At 61.5% G+C, this 18,799-nt stretch carries 16 protein-coding genes; 14 read left to right on the forward strand and 2 right to left on the reverse strand.

Features of this window, described 5'->3' with window-relative positions:
• Positions 1-358: 358 nt before the first annotated feature.
• From C7U61_RS14245 to C7U61_RS14270, 6 genes are all read left to right on the forward strand, one after another.
• On the forward strand, positions 359-1,894 hold the full coding sequence (locus C7U61_RS14245) for an ABC transporter substrate-binding protein (protein WP_106998692.1): 1,536 nt from the start codon (positions 359-361) through the stop codon (positions 1,892-1,894).
• A 222-nt stretch (positions 1,895-2,116) separates the two neighbouring features.
• Entirely contained in the window at positions 2,117-3,124 is a 1,008-nt protein-coding gene (locus C7U61_RS14250) for an ABC transporter permease (protein WP_106998693.1), read from the forward strand.
• A 37-nt stretch (positions 3,125-3,161) separates the two neighbouring features.
• A complete protein-coding gene (locus tag C7U61_RS14255) occupies positions 3,162-4,010 on the forward strand; it encodes an ABC transporter permease (RefSeq protein ID WP_181315864.1) in 849 nt (282 codons plus the stop codon).
• Positions 4,007-4,879, forward strand: coding sequence for an ABC transporter ATP-binding protein (locus tag C7U61_RS14260; RefSeq protein ID WP_106998695.1), 873 nt, complete (start codon positions 4,007-4,009; stop codon positions 4,877-4,879). Before C7U61_RS14255 ends, C7U61_RS14260 begins: the two co-directional genes overlap by 4 nt.
• The gene (locus C7U61_RS14265) at positions 4,876-5,727 is read left to right on the forward strand and encodes an ABC transporter ATP-binding protein (protein ID WP_106998696.1); all 852 of its coding nucleotides are present in this window, start codon (positions 4,876-4,878) and stop codon (positions 5,725-5,727) included. Before C7U61_RS14260 ends, C7U61_RS14265 begins: the two co-directional genes overlap by 4 nt.
• A gap of 69 nt (positions 5,728-5,796) precedes the next feature.
• On the forward strand, positions 5,797-6,360 hold the full coding sequence (locus C7U61_RS14270) for a VOC family protein (RefSeq protein WP_106998697.1): 564 nt from the start codon (positions 5,797-5,799) through the stop codon (positions 6,358-6,360).
• 25 nt (positions 6,361-6,385) lie between these two features.
• On the opposite strand, the gene C7U61_RS14275 is transcribed toward C7U61_RS14270, so the two are convergent.
• The gene (locus tag C7U61_RS14275; RefSeq protein WP_106998698.1) at positions 6,386-7,999 is read right to left on the reverse strand and encodes an AMP-binding protein; all 1,614 of its coding nucleotides are present in this window, start codon (positions 7,997-7,999) and stop codon (positions 6,386-6,388) included.
• A 297-nt stretch (positions 8,000-8,296) separates the two neighbouring features.
• Here C7U61_RS14275 and C7U61_RS14280 point away from each other — a divergent pair, with 297 nt between their 5' ends.
• Genes C7U61_RS14280 through C7U61_RS14315 form a run of 8 tightly spaced genes read left to right on the forward strand, consistent with a single transcriptional unit; the run spans position 8,297 to position 17,441 of the window.
• Entirely contained in the window at positions 8,297-10,615 is a 2,319-nt protein-coding gene (locus C7U61_RS14280) for a bifunctional salicylyl-CoA 5-hydroxylase/oxidoreductase (RefSeq protein ID WP_106998699.1), read from the forward strand.
• A gap of 7 nt (positions 10,616-10,622) precedes the next feature.
• The gene (locus C7U61_RS14285; protein WP_106998700.1) at positions 10,623-11,402 is read left to right on the forward strand and encodes an SDR family NAD(P)-dependent oxidoreductase; all 780 of its coding nucleotides are present in this window, start codon (positions 10,623-10,625) and stop codon (positions 11,400-11,402) included.
• A 3-nt stretch (positions 11,403-11,405) separates the two neighbouring features.
• Positions 11,406-12,257: an enoyl-CoA hydratase family protein gene (locus C7U61_RS14290; protein WP_106998701.1), complete on the forward strand. Its 852-nt coding sequence runs from the start codon at positions 11,406-11,408 to the stop codon at positions 12,255-12,257.
• 4 nt (positions 12,258-12,261) lie between these two features.
• Entirely contained in the window at positions 12,262-13,443 is a 1,182-nt protein-coding gene (locus C7U61_RS14295; protein WP_106998702.1) for an acyl-CoA dehydrogenase family protein, read from the forward strand.
• A gap of 14 nt (positions 13,444-13,457) precedes the next feature.
• The gene (locus C7U61_RS14300) at positions 13,458-14,639 is read left to right on the forward strand and encodes an acyl-CoA dehydrogenase (RefSeq protein ID WP_106998703.1); all 1,182 of its coding nucleotides are present in this window, start codon (positions 13,458-13,460) and stop codon (positions 14,637-14,639) included.
• 8 nt (positions 14,640-14,647) lie between these two features.
• Entirely contained in the window at positions 14,648-15,079 is a 432-nt protein-coding gene (locus C7U61_RS14305) for a thioesterase family protein (protein ID WP_106998704.1), read from the forward strand.
• Positions 15,057-15,452, forward strand: coding sequence for a RidA family protein (locus C7U61_RS14310; protein ID WP_069611780.1), 396 nt, complete (start codon positions 15,057-15,059; stop codon positions 15,450-15,452). The genes C7U61_RS14305 and C7U61_RS14310 overlap by 23 nt, the downstream gene beginning before the upstream one ends.
• Positions 15,453-15,473: 21 nt before the next feature.
• Complete coding sequence (locus C7U61_RS14315) at positions 15,474-17,441, forward strand: 3-hydroxyacyl-CoA dehydrogenase NAD-binding domain-containing protein (RefSeq protein ID WP_106998705.1); 1,968 nt, start codon at positions 15,474-15,476, stop codon at positions 17,439-17,441.
• Positions 17,442-17,457: 16 nt separating this feature from the next.
• Here the strand turns inward: C7U61_RS14315 and C7U61_RS14320 are convergent, their stop codons facing one another.
• Entirely contained in the window at positions 17,458-18,669 is a 1,212-nt protein-coding gene (locus tag C7U61_RS14320) for an adenylate/guanylate cyclase domain-containing protein (RefSeq protein WP_106998706.1), read from the reverse strand.
• Between the last annotated feature and the right edge of the window lie 130 nt (positions 18,670-18,799).

The following is an 18,799-nucleotide window of genomic DNA, read 5'->3' on the forward strand; positions in this document are numbered from 1 at the left end:
GACGTTACCCCTTTGCCCTTCCGGGCTTGTCTTAAATCATTTGCAAAATCATATTTTGAACTTCCTTAAGCTGTCAACGAACAAATATGACATGCGGCTTAATGCGGTACTGGCCGAAGCCGGGAACTGTCATTTCTATTATTCCGAATTGGAGCCTGCAGTACATAGTCAGCAGCCTACATATATGGATATGCATATAATATGAATGCCGCAAAAGCGTCGGATTCTTTGAAAACACGAGAGAAAGCGCTTGCCGCTCAGAAATACGTATTTTAAGATTAAAACATTCCGACAATAAATCGCCAGCGGCAGTTGGGCGTCATGCTTTTCTGTCGCTTAACAGGGGAACGGAGTGACCATGACAACACTTACTCGGCGCGAGGCCCTGAGCCTCGGCGCAGCCGCATTCATAACCGGGATTCTGGCCGGCAGAACGCCTGTCGAAGCTGCCGAAGCCGGCACGCTCACCATCGCTTTCAACGTCAACCTGCCATCCTTCGACCCGACGACCGGCCCGTCCGCCGTCAACCCGACGATCCAGGCGATCTATCGCTCGGTCTTCGACCAGTTTATCGGCCAGGGGCCGGACTTGAAATTCCAGCCGGGCCTGCTGACCGCCTGGGGTTGGAACGACGACAAGACCAAGGTCTGGATGGACGTGCGCGAGGGCGTGACCTGGCACGACGGTTCCAAGTTCACCCCAGACGATGTCGTCTGGTCGCTGGAGCGCGCCGCCAAGCAGGAGACGGGCAATCCGATCCAATTCATCTGGTCGACCGCCAACAATTACAAGGTGGAAGGCAACCGCATCACCGGCGATGTCGTCCGCTTTGAGCCGACCTTCTTCAAATGGATGGCCTTCCTCACCGGCTATGTCCTGCCGAAGGATTACTACACCAAGGTAGGCGCGCAAGGCTTCGAAAAGAAGCCGATCGGCACCGGCCCCTACATGGTCGATGCCTATGAGGGCAATTCCTACCTGCGCCTGAAGGCAAACCCGAACTATTTCGGCGGTAAGCCTGCCTTCGACACGGTCATCTTCAAGTTCGTGCCGGATACGACGAGCCGCGTCGCCGAAATCGAATCCGGCTCATCCGACGTGACGCTGGAAATTCCCTATGAGGATTTCGACCGTCTGAAGAAAAAATCGGGCCTTGCCGGTGTCGCCACGCCGGTCTCCGACATCGGCATGATCTTCATCAGCAATGTCGATCCGATGCTCGACAAGAATGTCCGCCTCGCCGCCAATATGGCGATCGACAAGGAAGCGATCATCAAGCGGCTCCTGCGCGGCTACGGCAAGCCGCTGTCGACGCTGGAAGCGCCGGAATACGAAGCCTATGACGCATCCGTGAAGATTCCTTACGACCCGGAGCAGGCCAAGAAGCTGCTGGCGGCCAGCGGCTACTCGCCGGAAAAGCCGGTAAAGTTCGGCATCAAGACCACCCGCGGCTTCAAGCCGAAGGATTACGAGATGATTCAGGCGATCGTCGGCATGTGGCGCAAGGTCGGCATTGAGGCTGAGATCGAAGTCTACGAAATCGCCAAGCATTACGAGCTGCGCGCCGCCCATCAGCTCGGCCCGGCCGCCTTCTACAACTGGGGCAACGCCATCGGTGATCCCACGACCTCGGCCGGCTTTGCCATGTTCGGCCCTTCGCCGCACTCGGCCTGGAAGACCAAGGATGTCGACGATATGCTGGGGCCGCTCTGGGTGGAAAAGGACGAGGCGAAGCGCATTGCCGGCTGGAAGGCGGCGATCAAATACATCGCCGAACAGGGCTATGTGATCCCGCTGCTGCAATATGCCCAGCCGATCGTCTACAAATCGAGCCTGAAGGTCACGCCGAACGTCTCGGGCGCTCTGCAGCCGACGCTGGTGTCGAAGGCTTGATGCTTTTGAGCGTGTAGCCTTGCCCTTCACCCTAGCCCTCTCCCCGCCCGCGGGGAGAGGCAACGATCTCTGTTCCCTCGCGTGAACAGGCGGTTGGGGATAGGCTGCAGGTGCCTCCTTCCCCCTTCTCCCCGTCAAAACGGGGAGAAGGTGCCCGACAGGGCGGATGAGGGGCTTTAGGACTCTTCAGCGCCATAGCCGTGCGATCGGAACCCATAACGCATGATAGCAATCTCCATTCTCAACCGGCTGATCATGGCCGCCATCACCCTCTTCGGAGTGGCGGTGATCGTCTTCGTCCTTTTGCGCGTCGTCCCAGGCGATCCGATCGCGATGATGATCTCGCCGGGCGCAAGCCCCGCCGATATAGCGGCACTCCGCGCTCATTACGGCCTTGATGCGAGCCTGACCACGCAGTTCTGGCTGTGGCTGAAATCGGTTCTGATAGGCGATTTCGGCACCTCGATCTCCCTCAAACGCGATGTGCTTTCTCTGCTCGGAGAGCGCCTTCCCGCAACGCTGGAACTCGCCTTCGCAGCACTCGTCCTGGCGGTCCTTCTCGGCGGCGCGGTCGCGATCATCGGCACGCTTGCCCGGCGCACGATTTTCGAGCCCGTGATCGACAGCCTCAACGGCCTTTTTCTTGCCGTTCCGGATTTCGTCTGGGCATTGGCGCTAGTTCTTGTCCTCGGCGTCCTCTTTCCGCTTTTCCCGCTCTCCGGCCGCATCGACCCGAGCATCGACGCGCAATTCGCGACCCCCTTCCACCTGGTTGAAAGCCTGCTGACGCTTCGCTTTGGGATCTTCGCCGATATCTGTGCCCATATGGTCATGCCGGTCTTGGCACTCGGCCTGCCGCTCGCCGCAATTATTGCCCGTGTGCTGAAAGCCGCACTCTCCGAGGCCATGGTGCAGGACTATATCCTGCTCGCCAAGCTGAAGGGCATGTCCGAGCTGCGGTTGGTGCTGCAGGAGGCGCTGCGCAATGCCGTTGGGCCGACGATCGCACTGACCGGCGTGCAATTCACCTTCCTGATCGGCGGCACCGTCATCGTCGAGCGTATTTTCGCGTATCCCGGCATCGGCAACATGGCGATCGATGCCGTCATCAATCGCGACCTGCCGCTGATCCAGGGCTTGGTATTGGTCTTCGGCGCCCTCTTCATTCTCGTCAATCTGGCGGTCGATCTCCTGGTCGCGGCCTTCAATCCGAGGCTCGCCCATGGTTGACGCCACCCCGCACGCCATGCCTCGATCGCCCTCCAGGATGGCGAAACGCCTGCGCGCATTGCTCGCCGAGCCGAAGGTGATCTTGGGCGGCGGCTTCATTCTCATCCTCCTCATCCTCGCGATCTTCGCGCCCTATATCGCGCCGAAGGATCCGCTGGAGCAGGATCTGATGTCCGGCACCTTGCCGCCGGCTTGGATCGAGGGTTCCGATCCGGGCTTCCTGCTAGGCACGGACGATCTCGGCCGCGACGTGCTCTCCCGCGCCATCTTCGGCACGCGCATCGCGCTGACGGTCGCCTTCGTCGCAGCCGGCCTCGCAGCCTTCATTGGTACGCTGCTCGGGCTTCTCTCCGGCTGGTACGGCGGCTGGATCGACAAGGTGATCTCCCGCCTCGTCGACATTTGGATGGCCTTTCCGCCGGTGCTTCTCTCGATCCTGCTCGTCGCCGTCTTCGGCTCCGGAGTGCATTCGGTCATCGCCGCCATCGTCATCATCGACTGGACGCGCTTCTGCCGCGTCGTGCGGTCCGAAACGCAGGCACAGGCGCGGATGGATTATGTGACCGCCGCCCATACGATCGGCTTTTCGCGGGCCAAAATCCTCTTCAGCGAGATCCTGCCTAATGTGACGCCGGTGCTGATCGCCCTTGTCAGCCTGGAAATGGGTATAGCCGTCATCGTCGAAGCCATTCTGTCCTTCGTCGGCCTGTCGGTCGCTTCGGACACACCGACCTGGGGCGGCATGATCGCCGAGGGGCGGCAGATGATCTATCAGGGCTGGTGGGTGCTGGTCGTGCCGCTGATCGCGCTCTTTGCGGCGGTGCTTGCCTTCAATCAACTCGGTGACGGCCTGCGCCGCGCCCTCGATCCGGTAATGCGCCGATGACATCTCCGCTTCTCTCCATTGCCGGCCTCAACGCCGTCTCCGACCGCGATGGCGGCTCAGCGATTCTCCGCGATGTTTCCCTTACGCTTGAGCGCGGCGAAGTACGCGGGCTGGTCGGCGAAAGCGGCGCCGGAAAATCGACCATTGCCAAAGCCCTGCTAGGTATCCTGCCGCGCAGCGTCCGCATCACGAGCGGATCGATCCTGTTCGAAGACCGCAATCTCCTCACGCTGTCCTCCAAGGAATTGCGCGGCATCATGGGCAACGAGATCTCGCTGATCCCGCAGGACCCGCAAACCGCCCTCAATCCCGGCCGCCGCATCGAGGCACAGCTGACCGACGGCCTGCGATTGAAGCGGGGCATGTCATCAGGCGATGCCCGCCGTCGTGCGCTGAAGCTCCTGGAGGAAGTGCATATCCGCGATCCCGAACGTGTATTGCATGCCTACCCGCACGAATTGTCCGGCGGCATGCGCCAGCGCATCCTGATTGCCGCCGCTTTCGCGCTGGAGCCGAAACTGGTTGTCGCCGACGAGCCGACCACCGCGCTCGACGTCACCGTGCAGAAGCAGATCCTGCGGCTGATCCGCGGCCTGCAGGAAGCGCACGGCACCGCCGTTATCTTCGTCACGCACGATCTCGGCGTGGTCGCCCAGATTTGCGATAGCGTCACGCTGCTCTACGCCGGCAAGATTATCGAAGAGGGGCGCACGAGTGAGGTGCTCGCCCATCCCCGGCACATCTACACGAAATCGCTTCTTGCCGCCGGTCCTCGTTACGATCGGCCGGATGCGGGGCTGACGCCGGTCCCACAGGCAGTCTTCGATCAGCTGCGTCGCGAAATCGGCATGTCGGAGGGTGGCCGATGAGCGTTTCCGATCATCTGCTGTCCGCTAAAGGCATGGAGGTCACCTATGGCGCCAAGAGGCACCTTTTCGGACCGCCGGGCCTTGGCATCAAGGTGCTGCACGGCGTCGATATCGGTGTCCGCCGCGGTGAAACCATCGGCATCGTCGGCGAAAGCGGCTCGGGCAAGACGACGCTCGGCCGCGCCTTGCTGCGGCTGGTCGATGTAACCGCAGGCAGTATCCATTTCGACGGCCGAGACATCACGCGTCTGCCGGACTCGGAGATGCGGCCGCTGCGTCGACGCATGCAAATGATCTTTCAGGACCCGATGGCTTCGCTCAATCCGCGCCACACGATCCGCCGCATCCTCGTCGAGCCGCTGCTGCTGCATAGGCTGGCTTCAGACAGGAAAGAAGCCGAGCACCATGCGGCTGCAATTCTCGAACGTGTGACGCTGCCGCAGGCATGCCTCGACCGCAATCCGCATGAACTCTCAGGCGGCCAGCGCCAGCGCGTCGGCATCGCACGTGCGGCCCTGCTGAAGCCGGATTTCGTGCTCGCCGACGAGATCGTCTCCGGCCTCGACGTGTCGACCCAGGCGCAGGTTCTGAATCTGCTGAAGGAGCTTTCGCGCGATCTCGGCCTCTCGATGGCCTTCATCAGCCACGACCTCTCGGTCATCCGTGCCATCTGCAACCGCGTCTATGTCATGCGCCACGGCCGCGTCGAAGAGGAAGGCGATTGCGAGCGCGTCTTCACCGCGCCCGCTTCCGCCTATACCCGCATGCTGCTCGACGCCATCCCCCTGCCGGAGGTGGACCCGCACTGGCTCGGTCGCGAAAGCCTCATGGAAGCGTCCGATGCATGAAGATCATCAATTGCGCTGCAGGTGTCAGCGAGACTGCGACAGCGTCGGCATAAGGAAAGGGAAGACCCCATGAAGGATCCTGTTTCAGCAGCAGCAAAGGCCACCGGCCTGCCCGGTCTTCGTGGTCACGACCATACGGGATTGACGGTGCCGGACATGAAGCAGGCGGTCGATTTCTTCAAAAACGTGCTCGGCTGCGAAATCATCATGTCGTTCGGCCCGTTTGCCGACGATAAGGGCACATTCATGACCGATCTGCTCGGCGTCCATCCCAAGGCTGAGATAAAACAGATAACCCAGGTGCGGTGCGGTTTCGGTTCGAACATCGAACTGTTCGAATATTCAGCGCCCGATCAACGGGACCTCAAGCAGAAGAACAGCGATATCGGCGCGTTTCACATCTCGCTCTATGTAGACGACATTGATGCAGCAAAGGCTTATCTGGACAGCCGGAACGTCGAAACACGGCTGGGGCCGCTCTCAATCACAGACGGCCCCGCAGCCGGCCAGTCGATCCTTTATTTCCAGGCGCCTTGGGGTTTGCAGTTCGAGGCCATCAGCTATCCCAAGGGCATGGCTTATGAAAAACATGCCGAAACCGTGCTGTGGAGCCCGAAGGATCCGGGTAAGTAAAGCAAGACTTCGCCTGACGGTATCCTCAGTTACGCAGGCGGAAGCGCTGTATCTTGCCGGACTCCGTCTTCGGCAAAGCTTCGACGAAGACGATGGAACGCGGATATTTGTAGGGTGCAATAACGGCCTTGACATGATCCTGCAGCGCCTTGACCAGCAGATCCGATCCTGTGACACCCGGCGCCAGCACCACATGGGCCTGTACGATATGGCCGCGCTCCTCGTCCGGCTTGCCTATCACGGCGCATTCAAGCACATCGGCATGCGAAAGAAGGGCTGCCTCCACCTCCGGCCCGGCAATATTGTAACCGGCCGAAAGAATGATGTCGTCGGAGCGGGCGGCGAAATGGAAATAACCCTCCTCGTCCTGAATGAAGCTGTCGCCGGTCACATTCCAGCCATCCCGCACATAATCGGCCTGCCTGCGGTCGGCGAGATAGCGGCAGCCGATCGGCCCCCGAACGACGAGTTTGCCGATCGTGCCGCAGGGAACCTCGTTCATCTCGTCATCCACCACGCGAGCCTCATAGCCCCTCAGCGGCTTTCCCGTGCAGTTCGGCTTGGCATCGGAGAGATGATTGGAGATGAAGATGTGGAGCATCTCGGTGGAACCGATGCCGTCGAGGATCGGCTTGCCGGTCTTGCGCGTCCACTCCTCGAAGATCGGACCCGGCAGTGTCTCGCCGGCGGACACCGCAACCCGAAGCGAGGATAGATCCGCCCCCTCCTCCATCGCCGCCAGCATGGCGCGATAGGCCGTTGGTGCGGTGAAGCTGATGGTCGCGCCGTACTCCTGGATGATCTCGACCATGTTCTTCGGCGAAGCGTTTTCCAGCAGCGCCGTCGATGCGCCGAAGCGCAAGGGGAAGACGACCAGGCCGCCGAGCCCGAAGGTGAAGGCAATCGGCGGCGAGCCGATGAAGACGTCATCCGGCGTCACCTGCAACACTTCCTTCGCATAGCCGTCGGCGATGATCAGGATATCGCGATGGAAATGCATCGTCGCCTTTGGCACGCCTGTCGAGCCCGAAGTGAAGCCGAGCAGCGCCACGTCATCCCGCCCGGTTTTGACCGGCTCGAAGCGGACGGGCTTGTTGAGCGCGATCCTGTCAAGCTCGGCATCGTGGTTGGCGGTGCCGTCGAAGCCAACCACCTGCTTCAGGAAGCGGCTGTCCTTGGCTGCGGCGACGAGTTCCTCCAGCAGCCTGGTATCGCAAAGCGCAAACGAGATTTCCGCCTTGTCGATGATCTTCGAAAGCTCGCCCGCCCGCAGCATCGGCATGGTATTGACGGCAACAGCGCCGACCTTCGTCACCGCCAGCCAGCAGGCAATCATGGCCGGGTTGTTGCCGGAGCGGATGAGAACGCGGTTGCCGGGCTTGACGCTGAAATTCTCGACGAGAGCGTGGGCGATGCGGTTGGTCCAGTCCGCCAGCTCCTTGTAAGTCCGGCGGCGGCCGTTGCCGATCAGGGCCACGTGATCGGCAAAACCCTTCTCCACCATCCGGTCGCTGAGTTCGAAGCCGGCATTCAGCCATTCCGGATAGTCGAAACCCTCCATCCGCAGCTCGGGCCATTCATCGAAGGGCGGCAGATTGTCTCGCGTGAATGTATCGGTATGACCGGTCGGTCCCAGCATTGCCTTGCTCCCGCGTTCTTATCGATCAAGTCGCCACGACCGCCGTTTCCCCGCGGCGCATGTGGCGTTGCTAAAAAGATCGCACTGAAGCGCGGAATGTTCAAGCAAGAAATTTTAAGCCTAAACTACCTTTGAATTCCCATTGATTTAGAAGGAAAATTCCCGGTTTTCGCAGGATCATGGCCGTCACCCCTCCCCAGATTCAGGCAGGAAAAGCCTTGACGAATGGCGCCAACAAGATATTTTAAACTTAAATTATTTTGAGACCGGCTTCTGCCGAACGAGGAGGGAAAAGCGATGCGCATCGTCTGTATCGGCGGCGGCCCCGCAGGGCTTTACTTCGCGCTTCTAATGAAGAAGCTCCATCCCGAACATTCGATCCGTGTCGTCGAGCGCAATCGGCCCTATGATACCTTCGGCTGGGGCGTCGTCTTCTCCGATGCGACCATGGTATCCATGCGGGAATGGGATCCCGAAAGTGCCGCCGAAATCGAGGACGCGTTCAACCATTGGGACGATATCGAAGTCCTGTTCAAGGGCACGCGCCAGCGCACCTCTGGCCACGGCTTCGTCGGCATCGGCCGCAAGAAGCTTTTGAACATCCTGCAGCGCCGCTGCGAGGCCCTCGGCGTCGAACTGATCTTCGAAACGGAAGTGAATTCCGATCTCGACTATCCGGATGCCGATCTGGTCATCGGCTCCGACGGCCTCAATTCGAAGATCCGCAATCATTATCCGGAAGTCTTCCAGCCCGATATGATCACCCGGCCGAACCGCTATATCTGGCTCGGCACCAAAAAGCTCTTCGACGCCTTCACCTTCGATTTCCGCCGCACCGATCACGGCTGGTTCCAGGCGCATATCTACAAGTTCGACGACAAGACCTCGACCTTCATCGTCGAGACGACCGAGGAAGCCTATCTCGCCCATGGCCTCGACAAGATGGACCAGGACGGCTCCATCGCCTTCTGCGAAAACCTGTTCTCCGAAGTGCTCGAGGGCGCTTCGCTGATGACCAACGCCCGCCATATCCGCGGCTCGGCCTGGCTGAACTTCAACCGCCTGATCTGCGGCAAGTGGAGCCATTTCAACGGCAATTCCCATGTCGTGCTGATGGGCGATGCCGCCCACACCGCCCATTTCGCCATCGGCTCCGGCACCAAGCTTGCCATCGATGACGCTATCGAGCTCACTCGCCAGTTCCAGATCCACGGGCATGAGAAGGACAAGATACCGGCCGTCCTCGAAACCTACGAGGAAATCCGCCGCGTCGATGTCGCACGTATCCAGAATGCCGCCCGCAATGCCATGGAATGGTTCGAGGTCGTCGGGCGCCGCTATGCCGATACGCTCGAGCCGCCGCAATTCATGTATTCGATGCTGACCCGCTCGCAGCGCATCAGCCACGAAAATCTGCGATTGCGGGACAAGGACTGGCTCGAAGGATACGAGCGCTGGTTCGCGGAAAAATCCGGTCTAGCCGTCGGCAACGACCGCTGCCTCCCACCGATGTTCACACCCTATCGCCTGCGCGACGTTCAACTCGTCAACCGTATCGTCGTCTCGCCGATGGCCATGTATTCGGCCGAGAATGGCGTGATGAACGACTTCCATATCGTCCATCTCGGCTCGCGGGCGCTTGGCGGCGCGGGGCTGATCTTCGCGGAAATGACCTGCGTCACTCCAGATGCCCGCATCACGCCTGGCTGCCTTGGCCTCTGGAACGAGGAGCAGGCGACACAGTGGAAGCGGCTCGTCGACTTCGTTCACACGAATAGCGCCGCCAAGGTCGGCATCCAGCTCGGCCATGCCGGACGTAAGGGCGCGACGAAGCTCGCCTGGGAAGGCATCGACCAGCCGCTAGCCGAAGGCGAGTGGCCGCTGATCTCGGCATCGGCGATCCCCTATCTCAAGAACAGCCAGGTGCCGAAGGCCATGGATCGCGCCGATATGGAGCGCGTCAAAGCCGATTTTATCCGCTCGACCGAGCTTGCCATCGAAACCGGCGCCGACTGGCTGGAGCTGCACTGCGCCCACGGCTATCTGCTATCGAGCTTCCTGTCGCCGCTCACCAATCTGCGCGACGACGAATATGGCGGCAGCCATGAAAACCGCGCCCGATACCCGCTGGAGATCTTCAGGGCTATGCGCGCGATCTGGCCGGCGGGCAAGCCGATATCGGTTCGTCTTTCCTGCCATGACTGGACCGATGGCGGCAATACGCCCGAAGATGCGGCGATCTTCGCCCGCATGTTCAAGGAAGCAGGCGCCGACCTGATCGACTGCTCCTCGGGCCAGGTCTCCAAACAGGAAAAGCCGGTCTATGGCCGCTTGTTTCAAACGCCCTTCTCCGACAAGATCCGCAACGAGATCGGTATCCCGACGATCGCCGTCGGTGCGATTTCAGAAGCGGATCACGCCAATTCGATTATCGCCGCCGGCCGTGCCGACCTCTGCGCCATCGCCCGCCCGCATCTGGCGGATCCGGCCTGGTCGCTGCATGAAGCGGCGAAGATCGGCCTGACTTCCATTCCCTGGCCGAAGCAATATCTTTCCGGCAAGACTCAGTATGAAACCAACCTCGCCCGCGCTGCCACGGCAGCACCGGCGAAATGAGGATGAGATGACGACTTCGGGCAAACTCGCCGGCCGTCACGCCCTTATCACCGGGGCGGGCAGCGGCATAGGCGCCGCGATCGCCAAGGCGCTCGCCGCCGAAGGCGCGCATGTAAGCCTAGCCGGCCGCCGCCGCGAGCCGCTGGAAGCGGTTGCCGCCGAAATCGGTGCAGCTGGTTTCGTGGTCGACAGCTTCGATGTCACCAGCACCGACGCCGTTGCCCGAGGCCTTGTCAAGGCACGCGAAAAATTCGGCCCGGTCGATATCCTCGTCAACAATGCCGGTGAAGCGCCGAGTGCGCCCTTCGAGAAAACGACCTTGGAGGCCTGGAACCACGTTCTCTCGGTCGACCTCACCGGTGTCTTCGTGGTGACCCAGGCCGCCCTTCCGGACCTGAAAGCCCGCGGCTCCGGTGCTCGCATCATCAACATCGCCTCGACGGCTGGCCTGAAAGGCTACGCTTACGTCTCGGCTTACGTCGCCGCCAAGCATGGCGTCGTCGGCCTCACCCGCTCGCTGGCGCTGGAGCTGGCGAAGACCGGCATCACCGTCAACGCGGTCTGCCCCGGCTTTACCGATACGCCGATCATCCGGCGTTCGATCGAGACGATCGTCGCCAAGACCGGGCGTTCGGCCGAACAGGCGCTTGCCGAGTTTACGAAGTTCAATCCGCAGGGACGTCTTATCAAGCCGGAAGAAGTGGCCGATACCGTGCTCTGGCTGGCCTCTCCGGCCGCGGCATCGATCAATGGACAGGCGATTGCGGTTGCCGGTGGGGAGATTTGAGCGATGAGCGATCTAGATATGACGATGAAGGGGCATCTGAGGCCCTTCAGGGATTATAAGCCGCAGCACTTCCTCTGGGATATCAGCGAAGACGGCCGCGTCGCAACCATCCGCCTGAACCGCCCCGAGCGTAAGAACCCGTTGACCTTCGACAGCTATGCCGAACTGCGCGATCTCTTCCGCGATCTCGTCTATGCGTCCGATATCCGCGCCATCGTGCTGACCGGCGCCGGTGGCAATTTCTCCTCGGGCGGCGATGTCTTCGAAATCATCGAGCCGCTGACCCGCATGGCAATGCCCGAGCTTCTGGCCTTCACGCGTATGACCGGCGATCTCGTCAAGGCGATGCGTAAGTGCCCCCAGCCGATCGTCTCGGCAGTCGACGGCATCTGCGCCGGCGCCGGCGCCATCCTCGCCATGGCCTCCGATCTGAGGCTCGCAACGCCCGAAGCCAAGACGGCCTTCCTCTTTACCCGCGTTGGCCTTGCCGGTGCGGACATGGGCGCTTGCGGCATCCTGCCCCGCATCATCGGCCAGGGTCGCGCCGCCGAACTCCTCTTCACCGGCCGCTCGATGACGGCAGCAGAAGGACAGGCCTGGGGCTTCTATAACGGCCTGCATGCCGGCGCCGATATGGAGAACGAAGCAATCAAGCTTGCCCGCTCGCTGGCCGACGGTCCGTGGTTCGCCCACGGCATGACCAAGACCATGCTGAACCAGGAATGGGCGATGGGCATCGATGAAATGATCGAATCCGAAGCGCAAGCCCAAGCGATCTGCATGGCGACGCAGGATTTCCGCCGCGCTTTCGAGGCTTTCGCCGCCAAGCGCCGGCCGGAATTCCAGGGGGATTGAGGGAATGTCCACGGCAAGCAACCTCCCCCGTCCGACCCGCGATCATCTGGAGTGGCCCTTCTTCGAGGAGCGCCATCATCGCTTTGCCGTAGAGGTCGATACCTTCGCAAGATCCGGCGTCATGGCGTCGATCGATCATGCCGATGTCGATGGCGCCTGCCGGAAGCTGGTCAAGGGGCTGGGCGAAGCCGGGCTTCTCACCGCCGCAACCGGTTCGTCCGACAGCGAGCCGCTGATCGATTCCCGCATGGTCTGCCTCGCCCGCGAAACGCTGACCTGGCATGATGGCCTCGCCGATTTCGCCTTTGCCATGCAGGGCCTTGGCACCGGCGCCATTGGCCTGTCTGGCTCGCCCGAATTGCGCGCCGCCGTTCTGCCCAAGGTGCGCTCGGGTGACTGGCTCGCGGCCTTCGCGCTATCGGAAAAGGATGCCGGCTCCGATGTGGCGGCGATGAGCTGCGCTGCCCGCATCGAAGGTGATCAGTATATCCTCGACGGCGAGAAGACCTGGATTTCCAACGGCGGCATTGCCGACGTCTACACTGTCTTCGCGCGCACCGGCGAAGCGCCGGGGACCCGGGGCATCTCTGCCTTCGTCGTCTTTGCCGATGATCCCGGCTTCTCGATTGCCGAGCGCATCGAGGTGATCGCGCCGCATCCGCTGGCGACGATCCGCTTCGACAAGTGCCGCATTCCCGCTTCGCGCCGCCTCGGCTCGCCGGGCGAAGGCTTCAAGATCGCCATGCGCACGCTCGATATCTTCCGCGCTTCGGTCGCCGCTGCCGCCCTCGGCTTTGCCCGCCGCGCCCTCGATGAATCGCTGGCCCATGCGCGGTCTCGTCCGATGTTCGGCGCCGCCCTTGCCGACCTTCAGTTGACGCAGGCCGCCCTCGGCGATATGGCGACCGGCATCGACGCGGCGGCATTGCTTACCTACCGGGCAGCCTGGCGTCGCGACGTGCAGCGCTTGCCGACGACGCGCGAGGCGGCCATGGCCAAGATGACGGCGACGGAAACCGCGCAGAGCGTCATCGACCGCGCCGTCCAGCTCTTCGGTGGACGCGGTGTGAAATCGGGCGAGATAACGGAAAAACTCTATCGGGAGATCCGCGCGCTTCGCATCTATGAAGGTGCGACGGAAGTTCAGAAACTCATCGTCGCGCGCGAACTTTTGAAGACCAATTAATGGGAGATACCAGCATGAGCCGCGAGATTTTCGATTGGGCCGACCCGTTTCGGCTGACGGAACAGCTGAGCGACGACGAACGCATGGTGCTGGATACCGCGCATTCCTACGCGCAGGAAAAGCTCGCCCCTCGCGTACTCGAAGCCTTCCGCCACGAAAAGACGGATCCGGCGATCTTCCGCGAGATGGGCGAACTCGGCCTGCTCGGCCCGACGATCTCTCCGGAATATGGCGGCGCCGGCCTCAGCTACGTCGCCTATGGCCTGATCGCCCGTGAAGTCGAGCGCGTCGACAGCGGCTATCGCTCGATGATGAGCGTTCAGTCTTCGCTCGTCATGGTGCCTATCGAGACTTTCGGTTCGGATGCGCAGAAGCAGAAATACCTGCCGAAGCTTGCGACCGGCGAATGGATCGGCTGCTTCGGCCTCACGGAGCCGAATCACGGCTCCGATCCCGGCTCGATGGTCACACGCGCAAGGAAGGTCGATGGCGGTTACAGCCTGACCGGTGCCAAGACCTGGATTTCCAATGCGCCGATCGCCGATGTCTTCGTCGTCTGGGCAAAGACCGAGGATGGCCTCATCCGCGGCTTCATCCTTGAAAAGGGCTGGAAGGGTTTGTCGGCACCCGCCATTCACGGCAAGGTGGGCCTGCGTGCTTCCATCACCGGCGAAGTGGTGATGGACGATGTCTTCGTGCCCGAAGAAAATCTGATGCCGAACGTATCCGGCCTCAAGGGCCCCTTCACCTGCCTCAACTCCGCACGCTTCGGCATTGCCTGGGGTGCGCTCGGCGCGGCGGAGGATTGCTATGCCCGGGCACGCCAATATGTGCTCGACCGCAAACAGTTCGGCCGTCCCCTTGCCGCCAACCAGCTGATCCAGAAAAAGCTTGCCGACATGGTGACCGAGATCACGCTTGGCCTGCAAGGCTGCCTGCGCCTCGGCCGCATGAAGGAAGAAGGCCATCCGCCGGTCGAGCTGACCTCCATCCTCAAGCGCAACAGCTGCGGCAAGGCGCTGGATATCGCCCGCGCCGCCCGCGACATGCTGGGTGGTAACGGCATTTCGGATGAGTTCGGCATTGCGCGTCACCTCGTTAACCTCGAAGTGGTCAACACCTATGAGGGGACGCACGACATCCACGCCCTCATCCTCGGCCGCGCCATCACCGGCATCGCCGCTTTTTCGAACTGAGGCCCGCCTTGGCATTCAAGACCACCAGACCCCTGCGGTTCGGAGATTGCGATCCCTCCGGGATCGCTTACTTCCCCTCCTATCTGAACATCCTCGTCGGGGTGCTGGAGGACTATTTCGCCTCGATCGGCTTTTCCTGGCGAAAGCTGATCGACGACCGCCGCATCGGTGTTCCCACCGTGCGGCTCGATCTGACCTTCATCAAGCCGGGTCTGCAGGGCGACAATCTCGAATTCGCACTTTCGGTCCATGGTATCGGCCGCTCCTCGCTCGATCTGCAACATCAAGTTTCGGCGAACGGCCATCTGCTATGGACGGCCAAGCACCGTGTGGTCGCCACCTCGCTCGATACGCATAGATCCATTGAATGGCCGGATGATCTCCGCGCCGCGCTGACCTCTCATCTGGAGACGACCGATGCACACGATCCTGCAACCTGAGGGCTGGGCCAAGCCGATCGGCTATGCCAATGGCATGGCGGCGACGGGCCGCATGGTATTCGTCGGCGGTCAGGTCGGCTGGAATGCCGCATGCGAATTCGAAAGCGACGATTTCGTCGAGCAGGTGCGTCAGACGCTGAAGAATGTCGTCGCCATCCTCGCGGAAGGCGGCGCCGAGCCGAAGCACATCACCTCGATGACCTGGTATTTTACCGACAAGCAGGAATATCTCGGCAATCTGAAGGGGATCGGTCAGGCCTATCGCGAGATCATCGGCCGGCACTTCCCCGCCATGGCCGCCGTGCAGGTCGTCGCCCTCGTCGAGGATCGCGCGAAGATCGAGATCCAGGCGACGGCCGTCATCCCGGAATAATATCGCACGGAGTAGTAGCTCATGTCGGCATTGCGCTTTTCGGACACTATCTCGGCGGCGCTGACCGACGGGATCCTCGTCGTCACCATCGACAACGCACCCGTCAATGCGCTCTCCTCCGATGTCAGGGCCGGCCTGGCGGCCGCATTCGAATATGCGGAGAAGGATGACGCAGTGGTCGGCGTCGTGCTGACCGGCGCGGGCAGCAGCTTCATCGGCGGCGCCGACATCAAGGAATTCGGCAAACCGCCGGTCGAGCCGCATCTACCTGACGTCATCTCGCGCATCGAAGCCTTTGCCAAACCCGTTGTCGCCGCAATCAATGGCGCAGGGCTTGGCGGCGGCCTGGAAGTGGCGCTTGCCTGCCATCGCCGCCTTGCCGCGCCGTCCGCGAAGCTCGGCTTTCCCGAAGTCAAGCTCGGCATCGTACCCGGCGCCGGCGGCACGCAGCGCCTCCCACGCCTGATTGGGATCGCCGCCGCCATCGACATGATCGCCAGTGGCCGCATCGTATCGGCGGCCGAAGCGTTGAAGCTCGGTATCGTCGATAGCGTGTCTAATAATATTCTGCTCGCGGACGCCATCGCTGATGCGAAATCAATCAGCGCCGCTGCGGTGCGCCGCACCGGTTATCTATCCATTCCTTCTGGAACGGTGGAAGCTATTGAGAAGGCGGCATCGGACGCATTGCGCAAGGCCCGCGGCCAGCGCGCACCGGCCGAGGCCGTCCGTCTCGTGCGCCTGGCAGCGACCGCGCCTCTTTTAGAGGGACTGGCCGAAGAACGCCGTACCTTTATTACCCTTCGCGACAGCGAAGAGGCGGCAGCGTTACGTCATGTCTTCTTCGCGGAACGGGCCGCGGGCAAGGTCGAGGGACTGGAGGCCGTCGCTCCACGCAAGATCGAAACCATCGGCATTGTCGGCACCGGTCTGATGGGATCGGGCATTACCGTCTCCGCCCTCAATGGCGGTTACCGCGTCATCGGCATCGAGCAGAATGCCGAAGCAGCGGAGAAGGGCCGCGACCGAATCGCCGGTCTCCTTGATAAGGCCGTGCAATCCGGCCGTGTCGACGCCGCTGGCCGCGAAGATCGCCTCAGCCGGCTGACCGTTACCGCCGATATGCAGCAGCTCGTCCAGGCCGACATCGTCATCGAGGCCGTCTTCGATGATCTCGCCGTCAAGACGGAGCTCTTCCAGCGCCTCGACGGCATCGTTCGAGCCGACACGATCCTTGCGACCAATACCAGCTATCTCGATCCCGATGTCATTGCTGCGGCCACCAAACTGCCAGAGCGCGTCTTGGGGCTGCATTTCTTCTCGCCGGCGCATATCATGCGCCTCCTGGAAGTGGTGAATTGCAAGAAGACGGCGCCGGATGTGCTGGCAACAGCCCTTGCCCTCGCAAAGCGGCTCGGCAAGCTGCCTGTCGTATCGGGCGTCACCGAAGGCTTCATCGGCAACCGTATCTTTTCCGCCTATCGCCGCGAGGCCGAATACATGGTCGAGGACGGTGCTTCGCCGCAGGAGATCGACGCGGCTCTGGAAGCCTACGGCTTTCCGATGGGGCCTTTTGCAGTGTTCGACATGGCGGGTCTGGAAATCGCCTGGGCGCGCCGCAAGCGGCAGGCGGCGACGCGCGATCCTTCGGAGCGCTACGTCGTCATCGCCGACCGGCTCTGCGAAGCCGGCCGTTTCGGCCAGAAGACCGGCCGCGGCTGGTACGCCTATCCCGAGGGCAACCGCACTGTTGATCCCGAGGTAACGGCCATGATCGAAGCTGCTCGCGCCGAGAAAGGCATCGTGCCGAAGAGCTTCACCGCGGATGAGATCGTGAGCCGTCTGCTGAAAGCCATGGTTGACGAAGGCGACACCCTGCTTTCGGAAGGCATCGCCGCGCGCGCCAGCGATATCGATCTCGTGATGATCAACGGCTACGGCTTCCCGGCAAGCAAGGGTGGCCCGATGTTTGCCGCCGGTCGCCGCTGAAACAGGTCACGCAGGGTCAGGCCGCTGAAGAAAGCAGCGTGAACAATTCCTGCGGCCGCTTGACGCCGCGCAGCGCGTAACGGCCGACGGAAACGAGATCGTTGCTTTGCTGGCCTGACAGCGCCTCGACGAAGTTCGACGACATCAGGACGTTTCGGTCGGCCGATCGGCACATCGAGGCGATGCGGCTGACTTCGTTGACAGCCGGCCCGATGACCGTGAAATCCAGCCGGTCCATGCTGCCGATATTGCCATAGAAGACATCGCCGATATGCAGGCCGAGATAGACGTCCGTTACGGGCCGGCCTTCGATCTGCCGCTGCGAATTGAGATCGCGCAGCCGCTGGCGCAGCAACGATTCCGCCATCAGCGCAGCGGCGCAGGCATCGGCGGAATTGCGGGCCTTGAAGATCGCCAGCGTGCCGTCGCCGATGAGCTTCAGCACGTTGCCGCCCGCCTCATGGATCGAGGAGATCACCGCATCGGCATAGGCATTCAGCATCGGTATGATTTCATCCGGCTCGGCCGTATCCGAAATGCGCGTGTAGTTGGCGAGATCGGAAAACCAGAGCGCGGCCGAAATCCGTTCGGTCTTGCCGCGGGTAATCTTGCCTTCAAGCACATGCCTGGCAGCATCTTCCCCGAGATAGACTTCCGCAATGGTGCGGGCAATGCGGCTCATGCCGGTGCATTTGATGGCGAGGGCAAGTGCCGGCGTCAGCTTGCGCAGTACACGCAAATCCTCTTCCGGAAAGCCCACCTCATGTGCGGTGGCGAAGTTGGAATAGAAGCAATCCATCTCGCCGATCGTGCCGCCCTCTTCGAAACGGTGCACCATGGCGATGTAGTCGGTATGACCATCGGCAAGCAGCGTATCGAGTCCATAGAAATCTGTTGGATCGCCGAAGCCGATACGCCGGCGCACCTCGTCACCACCGGTCGTCAGCATGTGATAGAAGGCGGAACGCTGCCAGTTTTCGGAGGCGATCCCCTGTTGCGTCGGGCCATACTCGAACTCGCGCTCGATAATCTGGTTGCCGTCCCAGCGGAAGGCGCGGCCCTCATAGACCGGGTGCAGCGTATCCATTAGTGCCATGGCGCGATCGAGGTTCAGGCCATGCTGACGGCACTGCTCGCAGAAACCCGAGAGGATATCGACTTCCGTCATACCCTTGAGGCCGGCCTGTATGACCCAGCTGGCAATTTCACCAATGTCCTTCGCGTCCATGGATATCTCCCGACCCTCTGAAGGATTCGCTTTAGTACGAAACTCTAAGGCTTGGAATGCCGTCCTGCACAAAATAGTTTCGATGCACGTCAGTCATCGCCGCTCCTGTGGCACAGAAGCGGCGATTTGA

Source organism: Rhizobium sp. JAB6, assembly GCF_003024605.1.
Classification (GTDB): Bacteria; Pseudomonadota; Alphaproteobacteria; order Rhizobiales; family Rhizobiaceae; genus Rhizobium.